The sequence below is a fragment of the Aeromicrobium phragmitis genome (genome assembly GCF_003674095.1).
In the GTDB taxonomy this organism is placed as follows: domain Bacteria; phylum Actinomycetota; class Actinomycetes; order Propionibacteriales; family Nocardioidaceae; genus Aeromicrobium; species Aeromicrobium phragmitis.
In genome coordinates, this window is record NZ_RDBF01000007.1 from 138,752 (window position 1) to 163,714 (window position 24,963).

General features: G+C 68.6%; 21 protein-coding genes. 15 read left to right on the forward strand and 6 right to left on the reverse strand.

Annotated elements, in window-relative coordinates; all coding sequences use genetic code 11:
* Complete coding sequence (locus tag D9V41_RS10990) at nt 1-942, reverse strand: aldo/keto reductase (protein ID WP_121794603.1); 942 nt, start codon at nt 940-942, stop codon at nt 1-3.
* Between the two features lie 48 nt (nt 943-990).
* On the opposite strand from D9V41_RS10990, the gene D9V41_RS10995 reads away from it, so the two are divergent.
* Both D9V41_RS10995 and bluB read left to right on the forward strand, forming a co-directional pair.
* Complete coding sequence (locus D9V41_RS10995) at nt 991-1,821, forward strand: undecaprenyl-diphosphate phosphatase (RefSeq protein ID WP_121794604.1); 831 nt, start codon at nt 991-993, stop codon at nt 1,819-1,821.
* Nucleotides 1,818-2,477: a 5,6-dimethylbenzimidazole synthase gene (gene bluB, locus D9V41_RS11000; RefSeq protein WP_121794605.1), complete on the forward strand. Its 660-nt coding sequence runs from the start codon at nt 1,818-1,820 to the stop codon at nt 2,475-2,477. The genes D9V41_RS10995 and bluB overlap by 4 nt, the downstream gene beginning before the upstream one ends.
* Here bluB and corA read toward each other — a convergent pair.
* Nucleotides 2,455-3,423, reverse strand: a complete 969-nt coding sequence (corA, locus tag D9V41_RS11005) for a magnesium/cobalt transporter CorA (protein ID WP_121794606.1) — start codon at nt 3,421-3,423, stop codon at nt 2,455-2,457. The two genes, bluB and corA, sit on opposite strands and share 23 nt — an antisense overlap.
* Before the next feature lie 29 nt (nt 3,424-3,452).
* Here corA and mshC point away from each other — a divergent pair, with 29 nt between their 5' ends.
* A complete protein-coding gene (gene mshC / locus D9V41_RS11010) occupies nt 3,453-4,679 on the forward strand; it encodes a cysteine--1-D-myo-inosityl 2-amino-2-deoxy-alpha-D-glucopyranoside ligase (protein WP_121794607.1) in 1,227 nt (408 codons plus the stop codon).
* A 9-nt stretch (nt 4,680-4,688) separates the two neighbouring features.
* On the opposite strand, the gene D9V41_RS11015 is transcribed toward mshC, so the two are convergent.
* Nucleotides 4,689-5,546, reverse strand: a complete 858-nt coding sequence (locus D9V41_RS11015) for a PAC2 family protein (RefSeq protein ID WP_243697241.1) — start codon at nt 5,544-5,546, stop codon at nt 4,689-4,691.
* A gap of 9 nt (nt 5,547-5,555) precedes the next feature.
* Nucleotides 5,556-9,233 carry a methionine synthase gene (gene metH, locus D9V41_RS11020; RefSeq protein WP_121794646.1) on the reverse strand — a complete coding sequence of 1,226 codons (3,678 nt, stop codon included), beginning with the start codon at nt 9,231-9,233 and terminating at the stop codon, nt 5,556-5,558.
* A gap of 170 nt (nt 9,234-9,403) precedes the next feature.
* Between metH and D9V41_RS11025 the strand changes: the two genes are divergently transcribed.
* Nucleotides 9,404-10,051, forward strand: coding sequence for an HAD family hydrolase (locus D9V41_RS11025; RefSeq protein WP_121794608.1), 648 nt, complete (start codon nt 9,404-9,406; stop codon nt 10,049-10,051).
* On the opposite strand, the gene D9V41_RS11030 is transcribed toward D9V41_RS11025, so the two are convergent.
* Nucleotides 10,009-10,875: a RecB family exonuclease gene (locus tag D9V41_RS11030; RefSeq protein WP_121794609.1), complete on the reverse strand. Its 867-nt coding sequence runs from the start codon at nt 10,873-10,875 to the stop codon at nt 10,009-10,011. The genes D9V41_RS11025 and D9V41_RS11030 overlap by 43 nt on opposite strands.
* 62 nt (nt 10,876-10,937) lie before the next feature.
* On the opposite strand from D9V41_RS11030, the gene D9V41_RS11035 reads away from it, so the two are divergent.
* The 4 genes from D9V41_RS11035 (at nt 10,938) to D9V41_RS11050 (ending at nt 15,103) form a co-directional block, all read left to right on the forward strand.
* Entirely contained in the window at nt 10,938-11,873 is a 936-nt protein-coding gene (locus D9V41_RS11035) for a site-2 protease family protein (protein ID WP_121794610.1), read from the forward strand.
* Nucleotides 11,870-12,757 carry a tRNA (adenine-N1)-methyltransferase gene (locus tag D9V41_RS11040; RefSeq protein ID WP_121794611.1) on the forward strand — a complete coding sequence of 296 codons (888 nt, stop codon included), beginning with the start codon at nt 11,870-11,872 and terminating at the stop codon, nt 12,755-12,757. The genes D9V41_RS11035 and D9V41_RS11040 overlap by 4 nt, the downstream gene beginning before the upstream one ends.
* A 130-nt stretch (nt 12,758-12,887) precedes the next feature.
* On the forward strand, nt 12,888-14,612 hold the full coding sequence (gene arc, locus D9V41_RS11045; RefSeq protein ID WP_121794612.1) for a proteasome ATPase: 1,725 nt from the start codon (nt 12,888-12,890) through the stop codon (nt 14,610-14,612).
* A 47-nt stretch (nt 14,613-14,659) separates the two neighbouring features.
* Nucleotides 14,660-15,103 carry a GNAT family N-acetyltransferase gene (locus D9V41_RS11050; RefSeq protein WP_121794613.1) on the forward strand — a complete coding sequence of 148 codons (444 nt, stop codon included), beginning with the start codon at nt 14,660-14,662 and terminating at the stop codon, nt 15,101-15,103.
* A 1-nt stretch (nt 15,104) separates the two neighbouring features.
* On the opposite strand, the gene D9V41_RS11055 is transcribed toward D9V41_RS11050, so the two are convergent.
* Nucleotides 15,105-16,277, reverse strand: a complete 1,173-nt coding sequence (locus D9V41_RS11055; protein WP_121794614.1) for a glycosyltransferase family 4 protein — start codon at nt 16,275-16,277, stop codon at nt 15,105-15,107.
* 90 nt (nt 16,278-16,367) lie between these two features.
* On the opposite strand from D9V41_RS11055, the gene dop reads away from it, so the two are divergent.
* The 7 genes from dop to D9V41_RS11090 all read left to right on the forward strand — a co-directional run bounded on the left by dop (nt 16,368) and on the right by D9V41_RS11090 (nt 24,958).
* Nucleotides 16,368-17,885, forward strand: a complete 1,518-nt coding sequence (dop, locus tag D9V41_RS11060; RefSeq protein ID WP_121794615.1) for a depupylase/deamidase Dop — start codon at nt 16,368-16,370, stop codon at nt 17,883-17,885.
* A 20-nt stretch (nt 17,886-17,905) separates the two neighbouring features.
* Nucleotides 17,906-18,100, forward strand: coding sequence for a ubiquitin-like protein Pup (locus D9V41_RS11065; protein WP_121794616.1), 195 nt, complete (start codon nt 17,906-17,908; stop codon nt 18,098-18,100).
* On the forward strand, nt 18,097-18,945 hold the full coding sequence (gene prcB, locus D9V41_RS11070; protein ID WP_121794617.1) for a proteasome subunit beta: 849 nt from the start codon (nt 18,097-18,099) through the stop codon (nt 18,943-18,945). Before D9V41_RS11065 ends, prcB begins: the two co-directional genes overlap by 4 nt.
* On the forward strand, nt 18,942-19,634 hold the full coding sequence (gene prcA / locus D9V41_RS11075; RefSeq protein ID WP_121794618.1) for a proteasome subunit alpha: 693 nt from the start codon (nt 18,942-18,944) through the stop codon (nt 19,632-19,634). Before prcB ends, prcA begins: the two co-directional genes overlap by 4 nt.
* A gap of 18 nt (nt 19,635-19,652) precedes the next feature.
* A complete protein-coding gene (locus D9V41_RS11080) occupies nt 19,653-22,595 on the forward strand; it encodes a hypothetical protein (protein WP_121794619.1) in 2,943 nt (980 codons plus the stop codon).
* A gap of 9 nt (nt 22,596-22,604) precedes the next feature.
* On the forward strand, nt 22,605-23,966 hold the full coding sequence (pafA, locus tag D9V41_RS11085; protein WP_121794620.1) for a Pup--protein ligase: 1,362 nt from the start codon (nt 22,605-22,607) through the stop codon (nt 23,964-23,966).
* Nucleotides 23,967-24,040: 74 nt separating this feature from the next.
* Nucleotides 24,041-24,958 carry an FKBP-type peptidyl-prolyl cis-trans isomerase gene (locus tag D9V41_RS11090; RefSeq protein ID WP_133434174.1) on the forward strand — a complete coding sequence of 306 codons (918 nt, stop codon included), beginning with the start codon at nt 24,041-24,043 and terminating at the stop codon, nt 24,956-24,958.
* Nucleotides 24,959-24,963: the final 5 nt, after the last annotated feature.

Here is a 24,963-nt window from a genome sequence, read left to right on the forward strand (position 1 = left end):
TCAGGAGACGTCCGACAGCGCGTCGGCGATTTGTTCGGGAAGGGTCAGGTGTTCGGAGGCGAGGCTCTCCTGAAGCTGCGCGACGGTGCGTGCCCCGACGATGACCGCGCCCACGCCAGGACGATCGCGCACCCAGGCCAACGCGGTATGAGTCAGCGGTACGCCGAGTCCGTCGGAGGCCTTCGCGACGGCCTCGACGACCCGGGACTTCTCGGGAGTCAGATAGGTATGCACGAACGCTTCCCAGTGTGCGTCGGCGCCGCGTGAATCTCCAGGAATGCCGGCCCGGTACTTGCCGGTGAGCACACCGCGGCCCAGCGGGGACCACGCCAGGACACTCATGCCGAGGTAGTTCGCCGCCGCAATCGCGTCGGTCTCGGGCTCGCGATGCATCAGCGAATACTCGAGCTGCGTGCTCACCAGTGGCACGCCGACACCGCGCGCGTCGAAGCGGGCATGCGCGAGCGCAGTCTGCCAGCCGGTGAAATTGCTGATGCCCGCATATCGGACCCGCCCCGAGCGCACGGCGTCGTCGAGCGTCGCCAGCGCTTCATCCAGCGGCGTACTCGCGTCGAACCGGTGGATCTGCCACAGGTCGAGGTGGTCCGTGCCGAGATCGCGCAGCGAGGCGTCCAACTGCGCCAGAAGCGTGCGACGTGACGAATCGCGGACCACCTGGCCGTCGCGATGCACCAAACCGGCCTTGCCCGCCAGCACGAGCCGGTCGCGGATTCCATGTTTGGACAGCAGCCGGCCGACCAGTTCCTCGGTGCGTCCGTCGCCGTAGATCGGAGCAGTGTCCAGGAGCGTGCCCCCGGCATCGAGGAAGGCCGTGAGCTGATCCTCGGCGACGTACTCGTCGACGACAGTGCCCCACGTCATCGTGCCTAAGCCCAGGCGCGAGACCTCCAGGCCAGATCCGCCAAGGCGACGCGACAACATGGCAGCAGGGTAGCCAGTCGCGCCTCAGCGCGCGTGTAGGCTCGCACGGTGGATGTGCTGCGTTCTGTTGTCCTGGGCCTCCTGCAGGGCTTGACCGAGTTCCTCCCGATCTCCAGTAGCGCGCATCTGGCGATCTTCCCGCAACTCTTCGGCTGGGGCGATCCTGGTGCCGCGTACACGGCAGTGGTGCAGATCGGCACCGAGGTGGCCGTCGTCCTCTACTTCTGGCGCGACATCTGGACGATCGGTTCAGGCTGGGTCCGCGGGTTGTTCTCCGCGGACGCGCGGCGCGAGACACCATGGCGCATGGGCTGGTTCATCATCATCGGCTCGTTGCCGATCGTGGTTCTCGGACTGCTGCTGGAGGACCTCATCGACCGCGAGTTCCGCAGCCTGTGGGTGATCGCCACGACCCTCATCGTGCTCGGCATCGTGCTCGGTCTGGCCGAGCGGTTCGGCCGCAAGCAGCGGGCGATCGATCAACTCACGCCTCGTCACGCCGTCCTCTTCGGCATGGCGCAGACCGCCGCCCTCGTCCCGGGTGTGTCGCGGTCGGGAGCCACGATCTCCATGGGCCTGTTCCTCGGCTATGAACGTCAGGCCGCCACACGATACGCCTTCCTGCTCGCCATTCCCGCCGTCGTCGGGGCCGGCGTCTACAAGCTCAAGGACATCCCGGGTGGTGAGAACGCGTACGGCACGGTGCCGACGATCGTCGGGACCGTCGTCGCGTTCGTGGTCGGGCTCGCGGTCATCCACTGGCTCCTCCGCTACGTGAGTACCCGGTCGTACGCACCGTTCGTCGCGTACCGGATCGCTCTGGGCATCGTCGTGATCGTCCTGCTGTCCACCGGCGCGCTGAGCGCCACGGTTGCGTGAGCGAGCACGCGTTCCCTCCCGAGCAACGGGAGGCGGTGTACCGCGTGATCGCCGAACGCCGGGACATGCGGCACTTCTGCGGCGGTGAGGTTCCCGCGGACGTGCTGCAGCGGGTGCTCGCGGCCGCGCATCAAGCACCGAGTGTGGGGCTGATGCAGCCGTGGCGATTCGTCCGCATCACCGACGAAACGCTCCGCGGCCGCATTCACGACCTGGTACGCGAGGAGACCGAACGCACGGCCGCGGCGCTGGGGGAGCGGGCCGCTGAGTTCGCGCGGTTGAAGGTCGAAGGGATCGCCGAGTGCGCTGAGCTGGTGGTGGTGGCGCTGACCGAGGATCGCGAGCGACATGTCTTCGGGCGGCGCACGATGCCGCACATGGACCTGGCCTCGGCGGCGTGCGCGATCCAGAACCTGTGGTTGGCGGCTCGCGCCGAAGGGATCGGCATGGGCTGGGTCTCGTTGTTCGAGCCGGCGGAACTCGCAGCGCTGCTGGGTTTCCCGGCGGGGGCTGAGCCGATCGCCGTGCTGTGTCTCGGTCCCGTCGAGGAGTTCTATCCGCGTCCCATGCTCGAGGACGTCGGATGGACGACGGCGCGCCCGCTCTCGGAGCTGATTGCCGAGAACGGCTGGCCTACAACCAGCCCGAACGCTTGAAACGGTAGTAGATGTATCCGCACAGCCCGCCCATCACGGCGAGGACGAGCGGATAGCCGAGGTGCCAGTCGAGTTCGGGCATGAACCGGAAGTTCATCCCGTAGATCCCCGCGATGGCCGTGGGGACCGCGAAGAGCGTGGCGCCGGCGGTGAGCTTGCGCATGTCCTCGTTCTGCCGGACGCTCAGTTGCGCGAGATGGGCGGCGAGCGCGTTGTCCAGCAGGCTGTCGATGGTCTCGATGGTCTCCATCGCACGTGACAGGTGGTCGGCCACGTCGCGAATGTAGGGGCGCGCCGACTCGGGGATCACCACCTCGGACAGGCGGGCGATCGGGTCCTTGAGCGGCGCCACCGCGCGGCGGAACTCGAGCGTCTCGCGCTTGAGCCGATAGATGCGCGGCGAGTCCTTCGTCCGGTCCTCGGAGAAGACCGATTCCTCGACCTCCACGACATCGTTCTCCAACTCGGCCGCCACCCGGTCGTACCCGTCCACCAGCAGGTCGAGCACCGCGTGGAGAGCGGCGACCGTTCCGTGCGACAGGCGCTCGGGATCGGCCTCCAGCCGGGCGCGGGCATGGCCGATGGATCCTGCGCCGCGTCGCACCGTCACCACGAACTTCTCGCTGACGCAGACGTTCACCTCGGACGTCGTGACGTCGTCGTCCTGGTACTCGACGGCGCGTAGCGACACCAGGACGTAGTCGCGGTACCGCTCCACCTTGGGCCGCTGATGAGGCTCGAGCATGTCCTCGACGGCCAAGGGATGGAGCCCGAGCGCCTCGCCGATGGTCTCGAGCTCAGGCGGATTCGGGTCGCTGATGCCGATCCAGATGAACTCGTCGTCCGCGAGCGCGGCGACCGTTCGCGACAGATCGGAACCGGATGCGTCCTGGGGCACGGTCTTCACGCGTGCGCCGTCTCGGTAGACCGCGCAGTCGATGATCACCCGGCTATGGTGCCCGATAGGCTCGACGCATGCAGAGTTGGCCGCGTCCTGAGGTTCCGTCGCTCGTGCAACGAGGATATGGCCACGGGCCCGCGGCCCGCGTCCACGACACGGCCACGGGGGCACTCCAGACAATCGACCCGCCGCGTGAGGCGCGCCTCTACGTCTGCGGCATCACGCCGTACGACGCGACTCATCTCGGCCACGCGAACACCTACCTCGCCTTCGATCTGCTGCAGCGCGTGTGGCGCGACCGGGGCCTCGACGTGCACTACACCCAGAACGTCACCGACGTCGACGACCCGCTGCTCGAGCGGGCGACCGCGACCGGCGTCGACTGGCAGGAGCTCGCCGAGCGCGAGACCCAGCTCTTCCGTGACGACATGACGGCGCTGCGGGTACTGGCGCCCGACGACTACACGGGAGCCGTCGAGTCGATCCCGCTGGTGATCGAGCGCATCCAGGAGCTCCAGAAGGCCGGCGCGGTCTATCAGGTCGACGACGACCTGTACTTCGACGTCCACGCTGATCCGTCCTTCGGCCAGGTCGGCAACGTCGACGAAGCGACGATGCGCGCCCTGTTCGCCGAGCGAGGAGGCGACCCCGACCGTCCGGGCAAGCGCGATCCGCTCGACTGCCTCGTCTGGCAGGCCGCCCGCCCGGACGAGCCGTTCTGGGAGTCCGAGCTCGGCCCTGGCCGTCCCGGTTGGCATATCGAGTGCGCGGCGATCGCGCTGCACCATCTCGGCATCACGTTCGACGTGCAGGGCGGCGGCTCGGACCTCGTCTTCCCCCACCATGAGATGAGCGCCGCGGAAGCGGCCGTCGCCACGGGGCATCCGTTCGCGCGGTTCTACGTGCACGGCGGCATGGTCGGCTACGAGGGCGAAAAGATGTCCAAATCCAAGGGCAACCTCGTACTCGTCTCCGGGCTGCGCGCGGAGGGGCGTGACCCGATGGCCATCCGATTGGCGCTCCTGTCGCACCGGTATCGCGAGGACTGGGAGTGGTTCGGTCACGAGATCGACGATGCCGAGCAGCGCCTGGCTCGCTGGCGGGTCGCCGCCGCCCGGGACACCGCACCGCCGGCGGCTCCGCTGATCGCGGCCGTCCGGGAGGCGCTCACCGAGGATCTCGACGCTCCGCGCGCGCTCGCCGCGATCGACGCCTGGGCGCAGGCCGATGGTGACGACCGTGAAGCGGCCGAGGATGTCGCCGTCGCGGCCGACGCCCTGCTGGGTGTCGCTCTACGCTGACCTGCGGTCTTACTGACCGAGGTCGCGCCGGCGCAGGTAGCGCTCGAACTCGCGAGCGATCGACTCGCCCGACGCCTCGGGAGCGCCCGCGGAGTCACGCTCCTGCTCCAGTGCCTGCACGTACTCGGCGAGTTCCTCGTCCGATGCGGTGATGTCATCGGCGCCCCGCTGCCATGCCGCGGCGAGCTCACTCAGCGAGCCTTCCGGCAGAGGCTGGGCGAGCGCGTCCTCGAGCGCGCCGAGCAGGGCGAACGTCGCTTTGGGGCACGGCGGCTCGGCCAGGTAGTGCGGCACGGCGGCCCACAGCGACGCTGAGGCGATTCCTGCCTCATGGGCCGTGTCGGCGAGGACCGTCGGGATCCCGATCGGACCGTTGTAGCGCGAGGCCTGCAGTGAGAGCCGCTGGCCCATCGTCGGGTCGTCGGTGCTCCCGGTCACCGGCACCGGGCGCGAGTGCGGTGCATCGGCGAGCAGCGCCCCGAGGCACACGAGTTCGCTCACGCCGGCTCGCTGCGCGAGGTCGACCACCTGACGGCTGAACGTGCGCCACCGGTAGTTCGGCTCGATGGCGCGCAGCAGCAGGACGTCGCGGTCGCCGTGCGGCGGGCGAGCGAGAAACACCGTCGGCGTCGGCCAGAAGATCCGCCGCTCCTCGTCCTCGCCCCGCACGATCGGTCGCGTCTCCTGGAAGTCGTACAACTCCTCGGCGTCGAACTCGGCGAACTCCTGAGCGTCCCACTCCTCGATGAGGTGGTCGATCGTGCCGGTGGCCGCGTCGGCGGCGTCGTTCCACCCTTCGAACGCCGCCACCAGGCAGGGGCGACGCAACGAGGCGATGTGCTCGTCGGAGGGCCAGATCTCGGTCACGCAGCCAGCCTAGTCCTCGTCGGGCTGGTACCCGAGGTTCGGTGCCAGCCAACGCTCCGCTTCGGCCATGCTCCAACCCTTGCGTGCGGCGTAGTCCTCGACCTGGTCGCGGCCAATGCGTCCGAGGACGAAGTACTGCGACTGCGGATGCGAGAAGTACCAGCCGCTGACCGAGGCACCCGGCCACATGGCCATGCTGTCGGTGAGCTCGATGCCGGTGTTCTTCTCCACGTCGAGCAGCTGCCAGATGGTCTGCTTCTCGGTGTGTTCGGGGCAGGCCGGGTAGCCGGGAGCGGGGCGAATGCCGTCGTACTGCTCTTTGATGAGCTCGGTGTTGGTGAGCTTCTCGTCCGGCGCGTATCCCCAGAACTCGACGCGCACCCGCTCGTGCAGCCGCTCGGCGAACGCCTCGGCGAGCCGATCGGCCAGTGACTCGACGAGGATCGCGCTGTAGTCGTCGAGCGCCTCCTTGAACTCGGTCACCTTGGCGACGCTGCCGAGACCCGCGGTGACCGCGAACGCGCCGACGTAATCGTGCAGACCGCTCTCGCGCGGTGCGACGAAGTCCGCGAGCGAACGATGTGGGACGCCGGGCCGGTGTTCGGTCTGTTGGCGCAGATGCTGAAGGCGCGCGAGGACGTCCTGGCGCGTCGTATCGGCGTAGACCTCGGTCGTGTCGCCGACGCCGTTGGCCGGGAACAGACCGTAGACCGCGTTAGCGGTGAGCCACCGCTCCTCGATGAGCCGGTCGAGCATCCGCTGGGCGTCGTCCCACAGCTTGCGGGCCGCCTCGCCGCTCGCCGGATTGTTGAGGATGTCGGGGAACGACCCCTTCATCTCCCACGCGTTGAAGAACGGCTGCCAGTCGATGTACTCCCGGAGTTCGTCGAGCGGGTAGTCCTCGAGCACGTGAACGCCGAGCTGAGCGGGGACCGGGGGCGTGTAGTCGCTCCAGTCGATCGGGCTGGCGTCCGCACGCGCGTCCTCCAGGGAGAGGATGCGACGCGTGTCTTGACGCGCCGCGTGCCGCTCGCGCAGAGCCGCGTAATCCGCCTCCACCTCGGCGAGCAGGGTCACGCGCCGCTCGTCGGACAACAACGACGCGACCACCGGGACCGAACGCGACGCGTCCTTGACCCACACGACAGGGCCGTCGTACTTCTGCGCCACCTTGACCGCAGTGTGCGCCCGTGAGGTCGTCGCTCCTCCGATGAGGAGCGGGATGTCGAAGCCCTGGCGCTGCATCTCGCTCGCGAAGCCCTCCATCTCGTCGAGCGAGGGGGTGATGAGTCCCGACAGCCCGATGATGTCGGCGTCGTGCTCACGCGCCGCGTCGAGGATCTTCTGCGCGGGAACCATGACGCCGAGGTCGATGACCCTGTAGTTGTTGCATTGCAGCACGACGCCGACGATGTTCTTGCCGATGTCGTGAACGTCGCCCTTGACGGTGGCCATCACGACCGTGCCGTTGGTGCGGCCGGCCTCCTCGGCGCTCTGCTCCTTCTCGATGAAGGGGATGAGGTACGCGACCGCCTTCTTCATGACCCGGGCCGACTTGACCACCTGAGGCAGGAACATCTTGCCGGCGCCGAACAGATCACCGACGACGTTCATGCCGTCCATGAGCGGCCCCTCGATGACCTCGATGGGTTTGCCGCCACGGGCCGCGATCTCCAACCGCAACTCCTCGGTGTCGGCCTCGATGTGGGCATCGATGCCCTTCACCAGAGCGTGGGTGATGCGCTCGGAGACCGGGAGTTCGCGCCAGGCCTCGGTCTGCGCTTCTACTTGTTCCCCGGTGCCCGCGTACTCGCCGGCGATCTCGAGCAACCGCTCGGTGGCATCCGGACGTCGGTTGAGGATGACGTCCTCGATCCGCTCGCGCAGCGCCGGGTCCACCGTGTCGTAGGGCACGAGCGCTCCGGCATTGACGATGCCCATGCTGAGCCCCGCCTTGATGGCGTGGAAGAGGAATACCGCGTGGATGGCCTCGCGCACCGGGTTGTTCCCGCGGAAGGAGAACGAGACGTTGGAGATGCCGCCCGAGATCTGCGCATGCGGCAGGTTGGCGCGAATCCACCGGGCCGCCTCGATGAAGTCGACGCCGTAATTGGCGTGTTCCTCGATACCGGTGGCCACCGCGAAGACGTTGGGATCGAAGATGATGTCCTCGGCCGGGAAGCCGACCACGTCGACGAGGGTCCGGTACGCCCGCTCGCAGATCTGCTTGCGCCGTTCGAGATTGTCAGCCTGACCGTCCTCATCGAAGGCCATCACGACGACAGCGGCGCCGAACTTGCGGCACAGCCGGGCCTCGCGAACGAACTTGTCCTCGCCCTCCTTGAGGGAGATCGAGTTGACGATCGGCTTGCCCTGGATGGTCTTGAGACCTGCTTCGATGACGTGCCACTTGGAGGAATCGACCATGACCGGAACGCGGCTGATGTCCGGTTCTGAGGCGACGAGCTTGCCGAAGCGGTCCATCGCGGCGACGCCGTCGATCATGCCCTCGTCCATGTTGATGTCGATGACCTGCGCGCCGTTCTCGACCTGCTGCCGGGCGACTTCCAGCGCCGTGCCGTAGTCGCCGTCCTTGATGAGGCGGCGAAAACGCGCTGAACCGGTGATGTTGGTGCGCTCGCCGACGTTGACGAAGAGCGAGTCCTCATCGACCACGAAGGGTTCGAGACCCGCCAGACGAAGCGCGGGGCGACGCTCCGACGGAACTCGCGGGGTCAGACCGTCCACGGCGCCGGCGATGTGGGCGATGTGGTCGGGCGTGGTGCCGCAGCAGCCGCCGACGACATTGACGAAACCGCTGTCGGCGAACTCGCGGACCACTGCGGCGGTCTGCGCGGGCAGTTCGTCGTACTCGCCGAACGCGTTGGGCAGCCCGGCGTTGGGGTAGCAGGACACGTAACAGTCGGCCACTCGTGAGAGTTCGGCGATGTACGGGCGCATCTCGGCGGCCCCGAGTGCGCAGTTGAGGCCGACCAGCAGCGGCTGGGCGTGGCGAATCGAGTTCCAGAAGGCCTCGGGCGTCTGGCCCGAGAGGGTGCGGCCCGAGGCGTCGGTGATCGTGCCGGAGATGACGACGGGCCAACGGCGGCCCTGCTCCTCGAAGAGCGTCTCGAGCGCGAAGATCGCCGCCTTCGCGTTCAGCGTGTCGAAGATGGTCTCGACGACCAGCAGGTCCGCGCCACCGTCGACGAGACCCTGCGCGGCCGTGCTGTACGCGTCGACGAGCTCGTCGAAGCTCACGTTGCGGGCGCCCGGATCGTTGACGTCGGGGGAGATCGACGCCGTGCGCGTGGTGGGACCCAATGCGCCGGCCACGAACCGGGGGCGGTCCGGTGTGCGCTCGGTGATCGCGTCCGCTTCGCGTCGCGCCAGGCGAGCCGACTCGTAGTTGAGCTCGTACGCGAGGTCGACCATGTCGTAGTCGCGCAGGGAGATCGCGTTGGCGCTGAACGTGTTGGTCTCGATCAGATCGGCGCCCGCCTCGAGGTACTCACGGTGAATACCGGCGATGAGATCGGGCTGCGTGAGGGTCAGCAGGTCGTTGTTGCCGCCGACGTCGCACGACCACTCGGCGAACCGCTCACCGCGATACCCCTCCTCGTTCGGCCGGTCCCGCTGGATGGCGGTGCCCATCGCGCCGTCGAGCACCAGGATGCGCTCGGCCATCAGAGCGCGGAGCGCCTGCGTGGCATCGGGACGATGATGGGCGGAGACCGGGGAATTCACGGGCACGTGGAGGACACCTCGACATGTAGTTGCTGGAGTTTCCAGCCTACGGCGGGCTCGCCTCGGCTACTGCGAACGATCGAACGCTGGGACGAGTCTACTGTGGACGCGTGACTCTTCCCGACGCCGTGCTGTGGGACATGGACGGAACCCTCGTCGACACCGAGCCGTTCTGGATCGCTAGCGAGCATGAGCTGGCCGCCGAACACGACAAGCCATGGACCGAGGAGGACAGTCTCGCGCTCGTGGGCAGCGGGCTGCTCGAGGCGGGTGCGTATATCCGTCGGCGACTCGACTCCGCGATGTCGCCCGCCGAGATCGTGGACTACATGATCGCCCGGGTGACGGTGAAGCTGCAGGGCGGCCTGCCGTGGCGACCCGGCGCCCAGGAGCTGGTGCGGGCCTTCGCCGAGGCCGGGGTACCGCAGGCGTTGGTGACGATGTCGTACGCATCGGTGGCTGCCCCCGTCGCCGAGGCGCTCGATTTCGACGTGGTCGTGACCGGCGACGCGGTCGAGCACCCCAAGCCCCACCCGCAGCCGTACCTGGTGGCAGCGGAGAAGCTCGGGGTGGATCCGGCCCGGTGCCTGGCGGTGGAGGACTCCAAGACCGGAGCGACGTCGGCGAACGCGGCCGGGTGCTGGGTGGTCGCCGTGCCGCACGCGGTCAAGGTGCCCGAAGCGGCCCGGCGAAGCATCGTGCGCTCGCTGGTCGATCAGACGCCCGAGGAACTCTGGGCGCTCGCGTCGACGAGCTGAACGACCGGAAGCTCCGGCGGCGTGCCCCCGAACTCGGGGCAGCGCTGCTGGTGGGCGCAGAACCGGCACAGCGGGCCGGGCTTGGCGACGAACTCGCCTCGTTCGGCGGCGCTGGCGATCGCGGCCCACAGCGCGGTGAGTCGACGTTCGGTCACCAACAGGTCCTGCTCGGTGGGCGAGTACGACAACACCGACTGGTCGGCCAGGTAGTACAGCTGCAGCAGGGTCGGGATGACACCACGGGTGCGCCAGATGACCAGGGCGTAGAACTTGAGTTGGGCGAGGGCCTTGTCCTCGAACAGCGGTCCGGGCGCCTTGCCGGTCTTGTAGTCGACCACTCGGACGAGACCGTCGGGGGAGACGTCGATGCGGTCGACGATCCCGGTCAGGGTCACGCCGGCGTCGTGCGCGAGCTCGAGGCGCTCTTCGCGGGCGGCGGGCTCGAGATAGCGCGGGTCCTCGATCGCGAAGTAGGAACCGAGCAGCTCGGTGGCCGAGGCCAGCCACTGTGTTTGCGCGGCGGCGTCCTCGCCGGACGCGAACAGCTCGGCGAGTCGGGGGTCCTCCTCGCGCAGGGCGTCCCACTCGCTCGGCAACAGCGACGAGGCATGGTCGAGGGTGCGTTCGGCCGCGGGCGCGTCGAACAGCCGCTCGAGCACGGCGTGCACGAGCGTCCCGCGCGCCGCGACCGGATCGGGCGGCTCGGGCAGGCGGTCGATCGTTCGGAACCGGTACAGCAGCGGACAGGTGGTGAAGTCGCTCGCGCGGCTCGGCGAGAGCGAGCGCTTGAGCGTCACCGGCGTCTCGAGATCGACCTGCGTCATGACCTCCACGGTAGGCGGCGCCACCGACATTCCGGCGCAGGCACGGCGGGTAGGTTGGGCCCGTGAGCGCGCGACGACCTGCAGGCACCTGGCGAATCGGTCGCGTCGCGGGCGCCGAACTACTGATCCGCCCCTCACTGCTGGCGATGGGGCTCGTCCTGGTGCTGGTGTTCGCACCCCAGTTCGACCGGCTCGGCGGCAACCCCTACGCGATCGCGGCGGTCTTCGTCGTCGCTCTCTACGCATCAATCCTCGTGCACGAGGTGGCCCACGTGATCGCGGCACGCGCCTTCGGCATGCGCGTGCCCTCGGTGACCTTGCACCTGCTCGGCGGCGAGACGCACCTGGAAGGCGAGTCCCGCCGCCCGTTGCAGGAGTTCGTCATCGCGGTCGTCGGTCCGCTCACGTCGCTGCTCATCGGGTTCGGCGCGTGGTGGACGGCGCTCCAGTTGCCACCCGGCCTGACCTACGCGGTGCTGTGGTCCGTCGGGTTCATCAACGTCCTCGTCGCGGGGTTCAACATGCTGCCCGGACTCCCACTCGACGGCGGTCGCGTGTTCCGCGCGCTGATCTGGGGCCTGACCGGAAATGAGTCGACCGGTGTCATCGCCGCGGCGTGGCTCGGCCGCGTGGCCGCGGTGGGGCTCGTGATGTGGGCCGTGCTCGCGGCCGACCTCGAGCAGCCGATCTCGTTGACCCGTTCGCTGCTGTTCGCGGTCGTGGCGCTGTTCCTGTGGCAGGGCTCCAGCGCCGCGCTGGTCCACGGCCGCCGGCTGGCGCGCGTCGATCGGATCATCGCCCGAGAACTGGCCGATCGCACCGTCGCGCCGCCCCCGGACGCGCCGCAGCTCCCCGCGGAGCTGCGGGGCCGACGGCTCCTCGTCGCGATGGTCGAGCATCCGGCCCATGTCTATGCGCTCGTCGAGCCGGACGGTACCGTCGTCGGTCGGCTCGACGCATCCGCCGTCGACCGCGCCTATCGAGAGGAGAGCCGGTGAGTACGCCCCGTCGCAGCGGACCGTTCATCGAGGGTGACTGGGTCCGACTGACCGACCCCAAAGGGCGGCGTCACAATCTGCCTCTGGTCGCGGGCAAGGAGTTCTCGACCAAGAAGGGCCAGATCCGGCACGACGACATCATCGGCCACCCCGAGGGCATCGTGGTCGAGACCTCGCTCGGTCACCCGTACCAGGTGTTCCGGCCACTCCTGTTCGAATACGTCGTCTCGATGCCGCGCGGCGCCGCGATCATCTACCCGAAGGACGCGGCACAGATCCTGGCCATGGCCGACATCTTCCCCGGTGCGCGGGTCGTCGAAGCGGGCGCCGGCTCGGGCAGTCTCACGACCTATCTCCTGCGCGCCGTCGGGCCCGACGGGCACGTCGGCTCGTACGAACTGCGCGAGGAGTTCGCCGAGACGGCGCGCCGCAACGTCGAGCAGGTCATGGGGGAGCAGCCCGCGGGCTGGACCCTCACCGTCGGCGACGTGCGGACCGCGATGGTCGAGTCGGAGGTCGACCGGCTGATCCTCGACATGGTCGATCCGTGGTCCTGTGTCCCGCTGGCCGCCGAACGTCTTGTTCCCGGTGGCATCGTGTGTGCTTACGTGGCCACGACCACGCAGCTATCCCGCTTCGTCGAGACCCTCCGGGCCGATGGCGGCTTCACCGAGCCGCACGCCTGGGAGACGCTCGTGCGGGACTGGCATCTGGAAGGACTGGCGGTTCGCCCCGACCACAAGATGAACGGGCACACGGCCTTCCTCGTCACCGCGCGGCGGATGGCTCCCGGCCACCGCTCGCTCGGCAAGTCGCGCCGTCCCGCGCCCGGCGCTTACGGGCCCGACTACCTCGGCCCGCGCCCGATCGACCTCGACGACTGACACGAGGACACCGCGAACTTCGCCCTCTCTGCACGCGACGGCAACATGCTCGCAACGCCCGTACGATCGGATGGCCTTCACATGAGGGCGTCGACGGGTAATGTCGTCGATATCGAGCAGGAGGTGGCTCATGAGCACCACAGGCGATCAGTTCAACCCCGGCCCGGCCGAGGAGCTGGCGTACTTGCGCGCGGAGGTCGAGCACCTGCGGCGCCGGCTCGCGATGACGGGCACCAACGATCCACGCGTTTCCGAGCTCGAGGCCAAGCTCGCATCCACGACATCGCAGAACGAACGGCTCACCGGAACGCTCCGTGAGGCGCGCGACCAGATCGTGTCGCTGAAGGAGGAAGTCGATCGGCTGGCGCAGCCGCCGACCGGCTTCGGCACGTTCCTGCAGCGCAACGCCGACGACACCGTCGATGTGTTCGCCGGCGGCCGCAAACTGCGGGTCAATGTCAGCCCCGCGGTCGACAAGGACGCGTTGCGTCGCGGCCAGGAGGTCATCCTCAACGAGGCGATGAACGTCGTCGAGGCGCTCGACTTCGAGTCCGTCGGCGAGGTCGTCATGCTCAAGGAACTGCTCGCCGACGGCGAGCGGGCACTGGTGATCGGCAATGCCGACGAGGAGCGCATCGTGCGGCTGGCCGACAGCCTGGGCGCGCTGCGGCTGCGGGCGGGTGACTCGTTGCTCGTCGACAGCCGCTCCAACTACGCCTTCGAGCGCATCCCCAAGAGCGAGGTCGAAGAGCTCGTCCTCGAGGAGGTCCCCGATATCGATTACGAGAGCATCGGCGGACTGTCCGGGCAGATCGAGAACATCCGCGACGCCGTCGAGCTGCCGTATCTGCATCCGGATGTCTTCATCGAGCACGAGCTGAAGCCGCCCAAAGGGGTGCTGCTGTACGGCCCGCCCGGCTGTGGCAAGACGATGATCGCCAAGGCGGTCGCGGCGAGCCTCGCCAAGAAGGTGTCGCAGAAGACCGGCGAGGAAGGTCGTTCCTACTTCCTCAACATCAAGGGCCCGGAGCTGCTCAACAAGTACGTCGGCGAGACCGAGCGGCACATTCGGCTGGTGTTCCAGCGTGCCCGTGAGAAGGCGAGCGAGGGTACGCCGGTCATCGTGTTCTTCGACGAGATGGACTCGCTGTTCCGTACCCGTGGCTCAGGGGTCTCGTCCGACGTCGAGAACACCATCGTGCCGCAGCTGCTGAGTGAGATCGACGGTGTGGAGGGGCTGGAGAACGTCCTGGTCATCGGAGCGTCCAACCGCGAGGACATGATCGACCCGGCGATCCTTCGTCCCGGCCGGCTCGACGTGAAGATCAAGATCGAGCGCCCCGACGCGGAGGCGGCACGCGACATCTTCAGCAAGTACCTCACCGACCGGTTGCCGCTGCACGCCGACGACCTCGCCGAGTTCGGCGGCGACCGTCAGGCGTGCGTCCAGGCGATGATCCAGCGCACGGTCGAGCGGATGTACGCCGAGAGCGAGGACAACCAGTTCCTCGAGGTCACCTACGCCGGCGGCGACAAGGAGATCCTCTACTTCAAGGACTTCAACTCCGGCGCGATGATCCAGAACATCGTCGACCGCGCCAAGAAGATGGCCATCAAGGATCTCCTCGAGCACGGTCAGAAGGGTCTGCGGGTGCAGCACCTGCTGCAGGCGTGCGTCGACGAGTTCAAGGAGAACGAGGACCTCCCCAACACCACCAACCCGGATGACTGGGCGCGCATCTCGGGCAAGAAGGGCGAGCGGATCGTCTTCATCCGCACGCTCGTCACCGGCAAGGGCGGCAACGAGCCGGGCCGTTCCATCGACACCGTCGCGAACACGGGGCAGTACCTCTGACGCTGCAGCTGACGGTCGCCCGTTACGACGATCCCGACGTCGAGGCGATGACGGCCGAGGTTCAAGAGGAGTACCGGCGACGCTACGGGAGTCCCGCGGGGGACGCGTCGCCGATCGGCGCCGAAGAGTTCGTGGCGCCCCACGGGCTCTTTCTCGTGGCGTACGTCGCCGGCACCGCCGTCGGCATGGGCGGCTGGCGTCGCGGCGGTCCCGCCGGTGATGCCGACGCCGAGATCAAACGCATGTATGTCCGCCCGGCCTTCCGCGGCCGCGGATACTCGCGGCGGCTCCTCGCCGAGCTGGAACTCACCGCCGGCCGCGCAGGGGTGACGCGGCTGGTGCTGGAGACCGGACTCGAGCAGCCCGAGGCGATCACGCTGTACCGTTCGGCGGGCTACGACGACGTCGAGCCGTTCGGTTACTACGCGGGATATCCCGACAGCGTCCACCTCGGTAAATCGCTCGTCGTCGTACCCGCTCCTCAGCGGTAGGTCAACGGGCCGCCATGCGCCGGACGACGCGATGGCGCAAGGTCATCGGCGCGGACACGCCCGCCGTGTCGGCCGCCCGCGCCCAGTGGCCCACGAGTTCGGAGCACACCGACTCCCAGGTCCGTCCCAGTACGGAGGTCCTCGCCTGGCGTCCCATCGCGCGCCGCTTGGCGTCGTCGCCCACGAGGTCGGCGACGTACCCGCGCATGGCCGCCAGGTTGCCGGGCTCGTACAGCCAGCCCGTGCGGCTGGGGTCGACGAGGTCGAGCGGTCCGCCAGCGCCGGCGGCGACGACGGGCAGTTCGCTGGCTTGAGCCTCCTGGATCACCTGACAGAACGTGTCGTTCTCGCCCGGATGCACGACGAGATCGAGGCTCGCCATGACGCGGGCGAGATCGTCACCGTGGAGCATTCCGGTGAAGACCGCGTCCGGAAGGAGTCGTTCGAGCTGTGGGCGATCCGGACCGTCCCCGACGATCACCAGCCGCGTGTGGGGCAGCCGCTGCAACGCCGAGAGATCCGAGACGCGCTTCTCCGGCGCCAGACGGCCGACGAACCCGACGAGCCGCTCCCGCTCGTCACGCTGGACGCGAGCCCGCCACAGCTCGTCGCGGCGCGCCGGGTCGAACCGGCGGACATCGACACCGCGCCGCCACAACACGAGGTGGTCGAGGCCACGCTGTGCGAGTGCCCGATACGTCGCGTGCGACGGCACGAGATTGAGCGCTGCGCGACTGTGGATGTCGTGGACGCGGCGCCACATGGCTCGTTCGGCGAGCGGGACGCCGTACCGGCGCGCGAAGCCGGGCATGTCGGTCTGGTAGACCGCGACGGTCGGGATCCCGAGGAAGTGGGCGGCCACCGTCGCCCGCCACCCGAGGACGAAGGGAGAGGCGAGGTGGACCACATCGGGCCCGAACTCGCGCAGGAGCCGCTCGACCGGCCCGATCGGCCCACTGGCGACGCGGACGTCGGGGTAACCGGGAAGCGGCAGGGAGGCGACGGTGCGAACGGGAACTCCGTTCACCTGGTCGGGGACGCCCGCGGGGTCGTCCGGGGCGATGACGACGGCGTCGATCCCGCGGGCCCGGACGGTGTCCAGGATGCGCGAGACCGTGTGCACGACGCCGTTGGTCTGAGGCAGGAACGATTCGGCGACGATCGCGACCTTCATGTCTCTCAGCCTCCGAGCGCCAGGTGTTCGGGGGGCGAACACGACACGACGGCCCCGTGAATCCTGCCATCGCGCGCGTAGGCTGACGATGTGACAGTCCGACGCATCCAGGGCAGCGAGGTCGAGTACGGCATCGCCGTGCAAGGCCAGCCCCAGGCCAACCCGATGGTCGCCGCGACGCACGTCGTCAACGCCTACGCCGCCGCCCACGGGCTCACCCGGCGCGCCCAATGGGACTACGAGGAGGAGAACCCGCTCCGCGATGCGCGCGGCTTCGACCTCAGCCGCGAGACCGCCGATCCGTCCCAGCTCACCGACGAGGACCTCGGCCTGGCCAACATCATCTTGACCAACGGAGCGCGTCTGTACGTCGATCACGCCCATCCGGAGTACTCGGGTCCGGAGGTCACGACTCCGCTCGACGTCGTCCGGTGGGAGAAAGCCGGAGAAGCCGTCATGCGCCGAGGCGCCGAACTCGCCGGCCAGGTGCCCGGCGTCGGTCCGATCGTCTTGTACAAGAACAACGTCGACAACAAGGGAGCCTCGTACGGCGCGCACGAGAACTACCTCATGCGGCGTGACGTCCCGTTCGTCCAGATCGTCCGCCACCTCACGCCGTTCTTCGTCTCGCGCCAGATCATGTGCGGCGCCGGGCGCGTCGGACAGGAGCAGGACGGCAGTGTGCACTCCTTTCAGCTCAGCCAGCGGGCCGACTACTTCGAGGTGGAGGTCGGCCTGGAGACCACGCTCAAGCGGCCGATCATCAACACGCGTGACGAGCCGCACGCCGACCCCAAGAAGTACCGCCGCCTCCACGTCATCATCGGCGACGCCAACCTCGCCGATGTGGCGCTCTACCTCAAGCACGGCACCACCTCCGTCGTGCTCGCGATGATCGAGGACGGGTTCCTCGCCGAGGAGGAGGTCGAACTCGCCGATCCGGTCAAGGCGCTGCGCACGATCTCGCACGATCCGACGTTGCGGGCGACCGTGGAGCGCGCAGACGGGCGCTCGATCACGGGTCTGGAGCTGCAGTGGTACTACTTCGAGAAGGCTCGGACCTACCTCGACAAGCTGGGCGACGAGGATCCGGTCGCCGACCAGACCGCGGCACTGATGGCACGGTGGGAGAGCGTCCTGACCCGGCTCGAGCGCGACCCGATGGAGTGTGTACGCGAGCTCGACTGGGTCGCCAAGCTGTCACTGCTCGAGCGCTATCGCGAGCGCGACGGTCTGGACTGGGACGACGCGAAGCTGCACCTTGTCGACCTGCAGTACCACGACGTCCGCACCGGCAAGGGCCTGTTCCACCGGCTCGAGCAGGCGGGTCGCATCGAACGACTTGTCGGCGAGGACGAGGTGGCCGAGGCCGTCACGGAGCCGCCGCACGACACGCGCGCCTACTTCCGCGGTCGGTGCCTCGCGCAGTTCGCCCCACAGATCGCGGCGGCCTCCTGGGACTCGGTGATCTTCGATCTGCCGGGCTACGACTCCTTGCAACGGGTTCCGACCATGGAACCGCTGCGAGGAACCGCCGAGCACGTGGAGCAGCTGTTCGCACAGAGCGCGACCGCGACGGAGTTGTTCTCCGCCATCACGGGACGTTGAGATTGGACTAGGGTGACGACATGGCCGAGCATCAGCAGAAGAGCCCTCGCAAGAACAGTGAGGACACCGAAGAGGTCGAGACGCCGACGGTCGATGCCGAGCGCAAGGAGAAGCTCGACGACGACGTCGACTCCATCCTCGACGAGATCGATGACGTCCTGGAGGAGAACGCCGAGGAGTTCGTGCGGAGCTTCGTTCAGAAGGGCGGCGAATGAGCCACGCCAGCGGACGCCTCGATGACACCTTCCGCGCGGTCGGCAGCTCGTCCTTCGCCGAGTTCCTGAGTGCGCACGCCCCCGAGATGCTGCCCAACGCGGGTGAAGCCACAGTGAGCCAGCTCGACATCGCCCACGGCACCACGATCGTCGCCGCCACCTTCGACGGCGGTGTGGTGATGGGCGGCGACCGGCGTGCCACGATGGGCAACGTCATCGCGCAGCGCGATATCCAGAAGGTCTTCCCGACCGACGAGTACTCCTGCGTCGGCATCGCTGGCACGGCGGGAATCGCGGTCGAGATGACGCGCCTGTTCCAGGTCGAGCTCGAGCACTACGAGAAGATCGAAGGGACCACGCTCTCGACCGACGGCAAGGCCAACCGTCTCGCCGCGTTGATCCGGGGCAACCTCGGCATGGCGATGCAAGGGCTCGCCGTGGTGCCGCTGTTCGCCGCCTACGACGTCGACCAGGAGATCGGCCGTATCTTCGCCTTCGACGTCACGGGCAACAAGAACGAGGAGCGCACGTTCCACTCGGTCGGATCGGGCTCGACGTTCGCGCGCGGTTCGCTCAAGAAGCTCTACCGCCACGGGATGAGCGAGACCGACGCCGTCACCGCGGTCATCCAGGCGCTCTACGACGCCGCTGACGACGACACCGCGACCGGAGGCCCCGACCTCACCCGCCGGATCTTCCCGCTCATCTCCGTCATCACCGCTGACGGCTACCGGGCGTGGGACGAGGCCAAGACCGCGGCGATCGCCGACGAGGTGATCGGGGGACGGATGCACCGGCCCGACGGTCCGGTCGCGCCGCTGACCGAAGGGGGTGACTTCGAATGAGCGCGCCGTTCTACGTCTCGCCCGAACAGCTGATGAAGGACCGGGCGGACTTCGCCCGCAAAGGCATCGCCCGCGGCCGCTCGGTCATCGTCATCCGGTACGCCGACGGCATCCTCTTCGTCGCGGAGAATCCCTCGCGCGCGCTCCACAAGATCAGCGAGATCTACGATCGCATCGGCTTCGCGGCGGTCGGCCGCTACAACGAGTTCGAGAACCTGCGGATCGCCGGCGTCCGCCTCGCCGACCTGCGGGGCTACTCCTACGACCGTCGTGACGTGAGCGGACGTGGTCTCGCGAACGCGTACGCGCAGACCCTCGGCACGATCTTCTCCTCGGGGGGTGAGAAGCCCTACGAGGTCGAGATCTTCGTCGCCGAGGTCGGCGACACCGCAGCCGACGACCAGATCTACCGGCTCACGTACGACGGTTCGGTCGCCGACGTGCGGGGCCACGGCGTCATGGGCGGCCAGAGCGAGAACATCGAGGCCTATCTGACGGAGCACTACACGGCGGACGCCGACCTCGTGACCGCGCTGCGCCTGGCAGCGACGGCGCTCGGTCAGGACGTGAGCCCGGCGCGGACGATCGACGCCACCGACCTCGAGGTCGCCGTGCTCGACCGGACCCGGAGCCAGCCGCGGAAGTTCAAGCGACTCGCCGACACGACGGTCGCCGACGCCCTCTCCTGACGGCACTACGATCGCCGCATGGTGCGGCGGGCGGTCGCGTGGATCCTGGTGTCCGCGGTGGTGGGCTGGCTCCTTGCCCAGTCGGTCACCGCTGTCCTCGACCTTCGGGTCGAGGACAAGCAGGTCATCGCCGAGGCACCGCACGCGGCCGAACTCGTGACCCCGGCGGACGCGCCGGCCATCGGGTCGCTGGCGCTGGTCGACGATCCGATGGTCGTCGAGGCGGCGCGCGTCCTCGGTGACGCCATGCGCGAGCGCAACCGTCCCGAGCCGCAGTGGGTGTCCGTGGCCGATCGGCCGACGCTCACCGTCCGGGTCGACGAGGACGGACCTGCCGGCGCTGAAGCCTCACGACTCGTCGCCGTCGAGGATGAGCGGTGGGTGCTGCACGCACGGACGGCCGAGGGCGCCGCGCAGGGCCTCGTCGCGCTCGCGGACCGCATCCGCAGCGGCCGGGAGCCGTGGGTCACCGAACCGCTCGTTCCCGAACTGAGCCTGCGGATGGTCGACTTCGGCGCGGTCGGCGTACGTCCGGCGGAGTCGCAGTGGCGCGGCGGCGCGGACTACACCCACGCGAGTCGCGCCTTCGACGACGTGATCCTTCCCGAGGCGCCGTACGTCGACACCGATGCGCTGGAGCGGCACCGTGCCGGATTCGAGCGCTTCGTCCGCCAGTCGCTCGCCCACGGCTACAACGCGATGGCGGTCCCCGGGTTCCTCGAGTACGTGCGCTTCGACGACCTCCCGGCAGCATCGGACGAACAGTTGCGTGCCCGCGCCACCGCGATGCGCGACGCCTTCGGCCCCTGGTGGCAGTACGCGAGCGAACGCGGGCTCGACGTCTACCTGCGAACCGACATGCTCGCGCTCACCGATCCGCTCGAGCAGTACCTGACCGACCGTCTCGATGGGCTCGACACCGCGAGCGCAGCTCTGTGGCAGACCTACGGCACGGCGTTCGACGAGGTGTACGCCGCCCTGCCGCAGCTCGCCGGGACGGTCGTCCGGATCGGGGAGGCCGGCGGCATCTACGACGGCGCCGGTGAGGTGCGGTCCGAGCTCGCCGTCACCTCGGTGACCCACGTGCGCGCGATGCTCACCGGGCTGCTCGAGGCCCACGAGCGCGCCGACCGCGAGCTCGTCTTCCGCACCTGGAGCGTCGGTATCGGGGACGCCGGCGACCTGCACACCGATCCCGACACGTATCGCGAGGTCTTCGACGGAATCGACAGCGAGCGGCTCGTCGTGTCCACCAAGTACGTGGCCGGCGACTTCTACAGCTTCCTGCCCGTCAATCCCACCCTCGCGATTCCCGGCGTCCGGCGCATCGTCGAGTTCCAGAGCCGCCGCGAGTACGAGGGGATGGGCGTCCTGCCCAACGACCTGACCGCGCTGCACGCCGCGGCCTTGCGCGACGCTCTCTCGGCGAACGCGGACATCGAGGGGGTCTGGACGTGGACGCAGGACGGAGGGCCGTGGCGGGCGGGACCGATGGCGCTGTACCTCGTGCGCGGATGGTGGCCGATGTACGACCTGAACACCTACGCCATCGGTCGCCTCGCCCGCGATCCCGAGGCAGCTCCCGAGGCGATCACGGGCGACTGGATCCGTAGCGCGGTGAGCGTGGACCGCCTCACGCAGCAGCGCGTGGCGGACGCGATGGCGCAGTCGCGTGAGGCCCTCGCGACGGGTCTGTACATCGGGCCGTACGCGGAGCACACGGTACGGGCGCTCGGACTGGAACCACCACCGATGATGTGGATCTTCGAGTGGGACGTGCTGGCCGGCGACACCGCCACCTGGTCGGTCCTTCATGCCGTCGTCGGGGATGACCTGGACCGTGCCGTGGCCGAGGGGCGCGCGGCCGTGGCGACCGCGCGTTCGATGCTGTCGTCGGTGCGATCGACGGTGCCCGGCGCCTGGCACGACCCGCATGCGCACGATCAGGTCGTCGCGGCGCTGGAGTATCAGCTCGACCTCTTCGAGCTGCTCGACGCGTACCGCACCGCACAGTTGATGCACCTCGAGTGGGTCGCGTCCGGTGACGACACCGCCGCCCGGGCAGCGGAACGTGCGCGCGCGAACTATCGCGATGCCCGGTCGGCGCACGTCGCCCGCTACGGCGACGACGTCGATCTTCCGGCGTACAACACCGTCGCGGCCGACGCCAGTATCGAACGCGAGTCGCGCGACCGCGCCATCGCCATCGCGGCGTCGGTGCTGCTCGGACTCGTCGTCGGGTGGCTCCTGCTCGGCGCGGTGGCGGCTCTCACCCGGTGGCACACGGGACTGCTGGGGCTCGCGCGACACCACTGGACAGGGGTGACGCGCCCGTGGGCCGTCCGCCCCGATCGCTCGCCCCTGGCCCTCGCCGTGGTTCCCGCGCTGGTGGTGGCGGGAACGCAGGTGCTGTGGACCTGGGGCGCCGCGCCGGTGCAGTGGGCGCTGAGCGCCGCAGCCTGGGCGTCGTTCCTGCTCGTCCTCGCGCTCGCGACCGACCGGAGAGCGAGGCGCCGGTGGGCGGCGGCCGTGGGCGGCGCCGCGCTCGTGCGCAGCGCCGTATGCCTCTTCGCCCTCCGCGAGCACGGACCGACGGGGTACTGGTACGCGTTCTGGACCGACCCCTCGAGCCGCACGGTCTACATCGTCGTGGCGGTGATCACCGGCGCCTGGGTCCTCGCGTCAGCGGGTTTCGCCGCGCGGCGCGCAGGCGCCGTGCTGCTCGCCGTCGGCGCAGCGTTGCTGGTGACCGGCGGAGGGGTCTTCGCGGTGGGATTGGAGGAGTTCCTCACCCGATGGAACGACCAGATGGGGCTCCTTCCCTGGTCACTGTCGCGCACTCTCGGCCTGACGACGCACCTCGGGATCCCGGAGGCGCTGCCGCTCTACGTCTTCGCCGGGGGAGCCGTGCTCGCCCTGGCCGGAATCGTTCGCACTCGCGTGTCGGCATCGCCGCACTAGGCTGGCGTCATGGACCGCCGAATCTTCGGGATCGAGAACGAGTACGGGGTCACCTGCTCGTTCCGGGGTCAGCGTCGCCTCTCGCCGGACGAGGTCGCGCGTTACCTGTTTCGCCGCGTCGTGTCGTGGGGGCGCAGCAGCAACGTCTTCCTGCGCAACGGGGCGCGTCTGTACTTGGACGTCGGTTCCCATCCGGAGTACGCCACGCCCGAGTGCGACTCGGTCACCGAACTCGTCACCCACGACCGCGCGGGGGAGCGGATCCTGGAGGGACTCATGCTCGACGCGCAGGACCGGCTGCGTGAGGACGGCGTCGAGGGCGACATCTACCTGTTCAAGAACAACACCGATTCGGCCGGGAACTCCTACGGCTGTCACGAGAACTACCTGGTGAGCCGCGGGGGCGAGTTCGCGCGGATCGCCGACGTCCTCATCCCGTTCCTCGTGTCGCGGCAGATCATCGTCGGGGCGGGCAAGGTCCAGCAGACACCCCGCGGCACGGTCTTCTCGGTGAGCCAACGCGCCGAACACATCTGGGAGGGCGTGTCGAGCGCCACCACGCGCTCGCGCCCCATCATCAACACCCGCGACGAGCCGCACGCCGACGCCGAGCGGTTCCGCCGACTCCATGTCATCGTCGGCGACTCGAACATGAGCGAGACCACCACGATGCTCAAGGTCGGCACGACGGATCTCGTGCTGCGGATGATCGAGGCCGGGGTGGTGATGCGCGATCTCACCCTCGAGAACCCGATCCGAGCGATCCGGGAGATCTCGCACGACATGACCGGCCGTCGCAAGGTGTTGCTGGCGAACGGCCGCGAACTGTCGGCGCTGGAGATCCAGGCGGAGTACTTCGGCAAGGCCGCTGACTTCGTGGACCGTCACGGACTCAGGTCACCGGTCATCGACGCCGTCATGGATCTGTGGGAGCGCACGCTGAAGGCGGTGGAGTCCGGGGACCTGTCGCTCGTGGAGCGGGAGATCGATTGGGTCATCAAGTACCGATTGCTCGAGCGCTACCGCGATCGGCGAGATCTCGCGTGGAGCGATCCGCGCATCGCGCAGCTCGACCTCGCGTATCACGACATCCGCCGAGATCGCGGACTCTTCTCCCTGCTGGAGCGCCAAGGCGCGGTGGCCCGGATCACCTCTGATCTCGAGGTCTTCCGCGCCAAGAGCGTCCCGCCGCAGACCACGCGAGCGAAGTTGCGCGGCGAGTTCATCGCCCGTGCCCAAGAGCGCCGCCGCGACTTCACGGTCGACTGGGTGCACCTCAAGCTCAACGACCAGGCGCAGCGCACCGTGCTCTGCAAGGACCCGTTCCGAGCCAGCGACGATCGCGTCCAACGGCTGATCGACAGCATGTGACGGGGTGTTTGTCATGGTGGCTAGGGTGGTCCTCGGCCGCTGGCTGCTACGTCCCCCGATCCGAAGGAACCACTGTGCGACGCACCCTTGTTGCCCTCACCACCGCCGCGCTCCTGCTGGCCGTGTCGGCTTGCGGCAGCGGCGGATCGTCGTCGTTGGACGGCGTGGAGGTCAGCGGTGACGGTACCCCCAAGGTGGACGTGGGCACCGACTTCGCGGTCGACGAGACCGAAGCGGAGGTCCTCAAGGAGGGCAGCGGCGACGAGGTCGCCGAGGGCGACACCGTCAAGGTCAACTACATCGCCGTGAACGGGCGCACGGGCAAGGAGTTCGACAACTCCTACGCCAATGATCGTCCGATGGTGTTGACCCTCAACGAGACCGCACTCCCGGGTTTCAGCAAGGGCCTCAACGAGAAGAAGGTCGGCTCCCGCGTCCTGATCGCGGTCACCGGCGACGACGGCGCTTCGTTGCTGCAGGGCCCCTCGGACCTCGGACTGGAGGAGACCGACACGATGGTCTTCCTGTTCGACATCGTCTCGAAGATCCCGCAGGAGGCGTCGGGCAGCGAGCAGGAGTCCGCGGCTGACAGTCCCGAGGTGACCTACGACGAGGACGGCCATCCCAGCGGCGTGGCCAAGACCGAGGCATCGCCGGCCGCGTTCGACGGCGCCGCCGCGGCGCAGGTCCTCATCAAGGGTGAGGGCGAGAAGGTCGAGTCCGGGCAGACGCTCGTGACGCAGTACGTCGGCAGCACGTACCCCGGCGGCGAGGTGTTCGACAGCTCCTGGGAGCGCAAGGCGCCTGCCACGTTCGCCATCGGTCAGGGCCAGGTCATCCCGTGCTGGGACGCGACCCTCGTGGGCCAGACCGTCGGCAGCCGCGTGCTGCTCACCTGCCCGGTCGAGACCGCGTACGGCGAGAACGCTGCCGAGCAGAACCGTCCGGAGGGCGATCTGGCCTTCGTCGTCGACGTGCTCGACGCCTTCTGACATCC

Excerpts from the sequence above, each read along its gene's own strand:
- D9V41_RS10990 (WP_121794603.1), bottom strand. The coding sequence starts at position 942 with ATGTTGTCGCGTCGCCTTGGCGGATCTGGCCTGGAGGTCTCGCGCCTG.
- mshC (WP_121794607.1), top strand. The coding sequence starts at position 3,453 with ATGCAGAGTTGGCCGCGTCCTGAGGTTCCGTCGCTCGTGCAACGAGGA.
- metH (WP_121794646.1), bottom strand. The coding sequence starts at position 9,233 with ATGGCCGAGCGCATCCTGGTGCTCGACGGCGCGATGGGCACCGCCATC.
- D9V41_RS11030 (WP_121794609.1), bottom strand. The coding sequence starts at position 10,875 with ATGACGCAGGTCGATCTCGAGACGCCGGTGACGCTCAAGCGCTCGCTC.
- arc (WP_121794612.1), top strand. The coding sequence starts at position 12,888 with ATGAGCACCACAGGCGATCAGTTCAACCCCGGCCCGGCCGAGGAGCTG.
- D9V41_RS11050 (WP_121794613.1), top strand. The coding sequence starts at position 14,660 with ATGACGGCCGAGGTTCAAGAGGAGTACCGGCGACGCTACGGGAGTCCC.
- D9V41_RS11055 (WP_121794614.1), bottom strand. The coding sequence starts at position 16,277 with ATGAAGGTCGCGATCGTCGCCGAATCGTTCCTGCCTCAGACCAACGGC.
- D9V41_RS11065 (WP_121794616.1), top strand. The coding sequence starts at position 17,906 with ATGGCCGAGCATCAGCAGAAGAGCCCTCGCAAGAACAGTGAGGACACC.
- prcB (WP_121794617.1), top strand. The coding sequence starts at position 18,097 with ATGAGCCACGCCAGCGGACGCCTCGATGACACCTTCCGCGCGGTCGGC.
- prcA (WP_121794618.1), top strand. The coding sequence starts at position 18,942 with ATGAGCGCGCCGTTCTACGTCTCGCCCGAACAGCTGATGAAGGACCGG.
- D9V41_RS11080 (WP_121794619.1), top strand. The coding sequence starts at position 19,653 with ATGGTGCGGCGGGCGGTCGCGTGGATCCTGGTGTCCGCGGTGGTGGGC.
- pafA (WP_121794620.1), top strand. The coding sequence starts at position 22,605 with ATGGACCGCCGAATCTTCGGGATCGAGAACGAGTACGGGGTCACCTGC.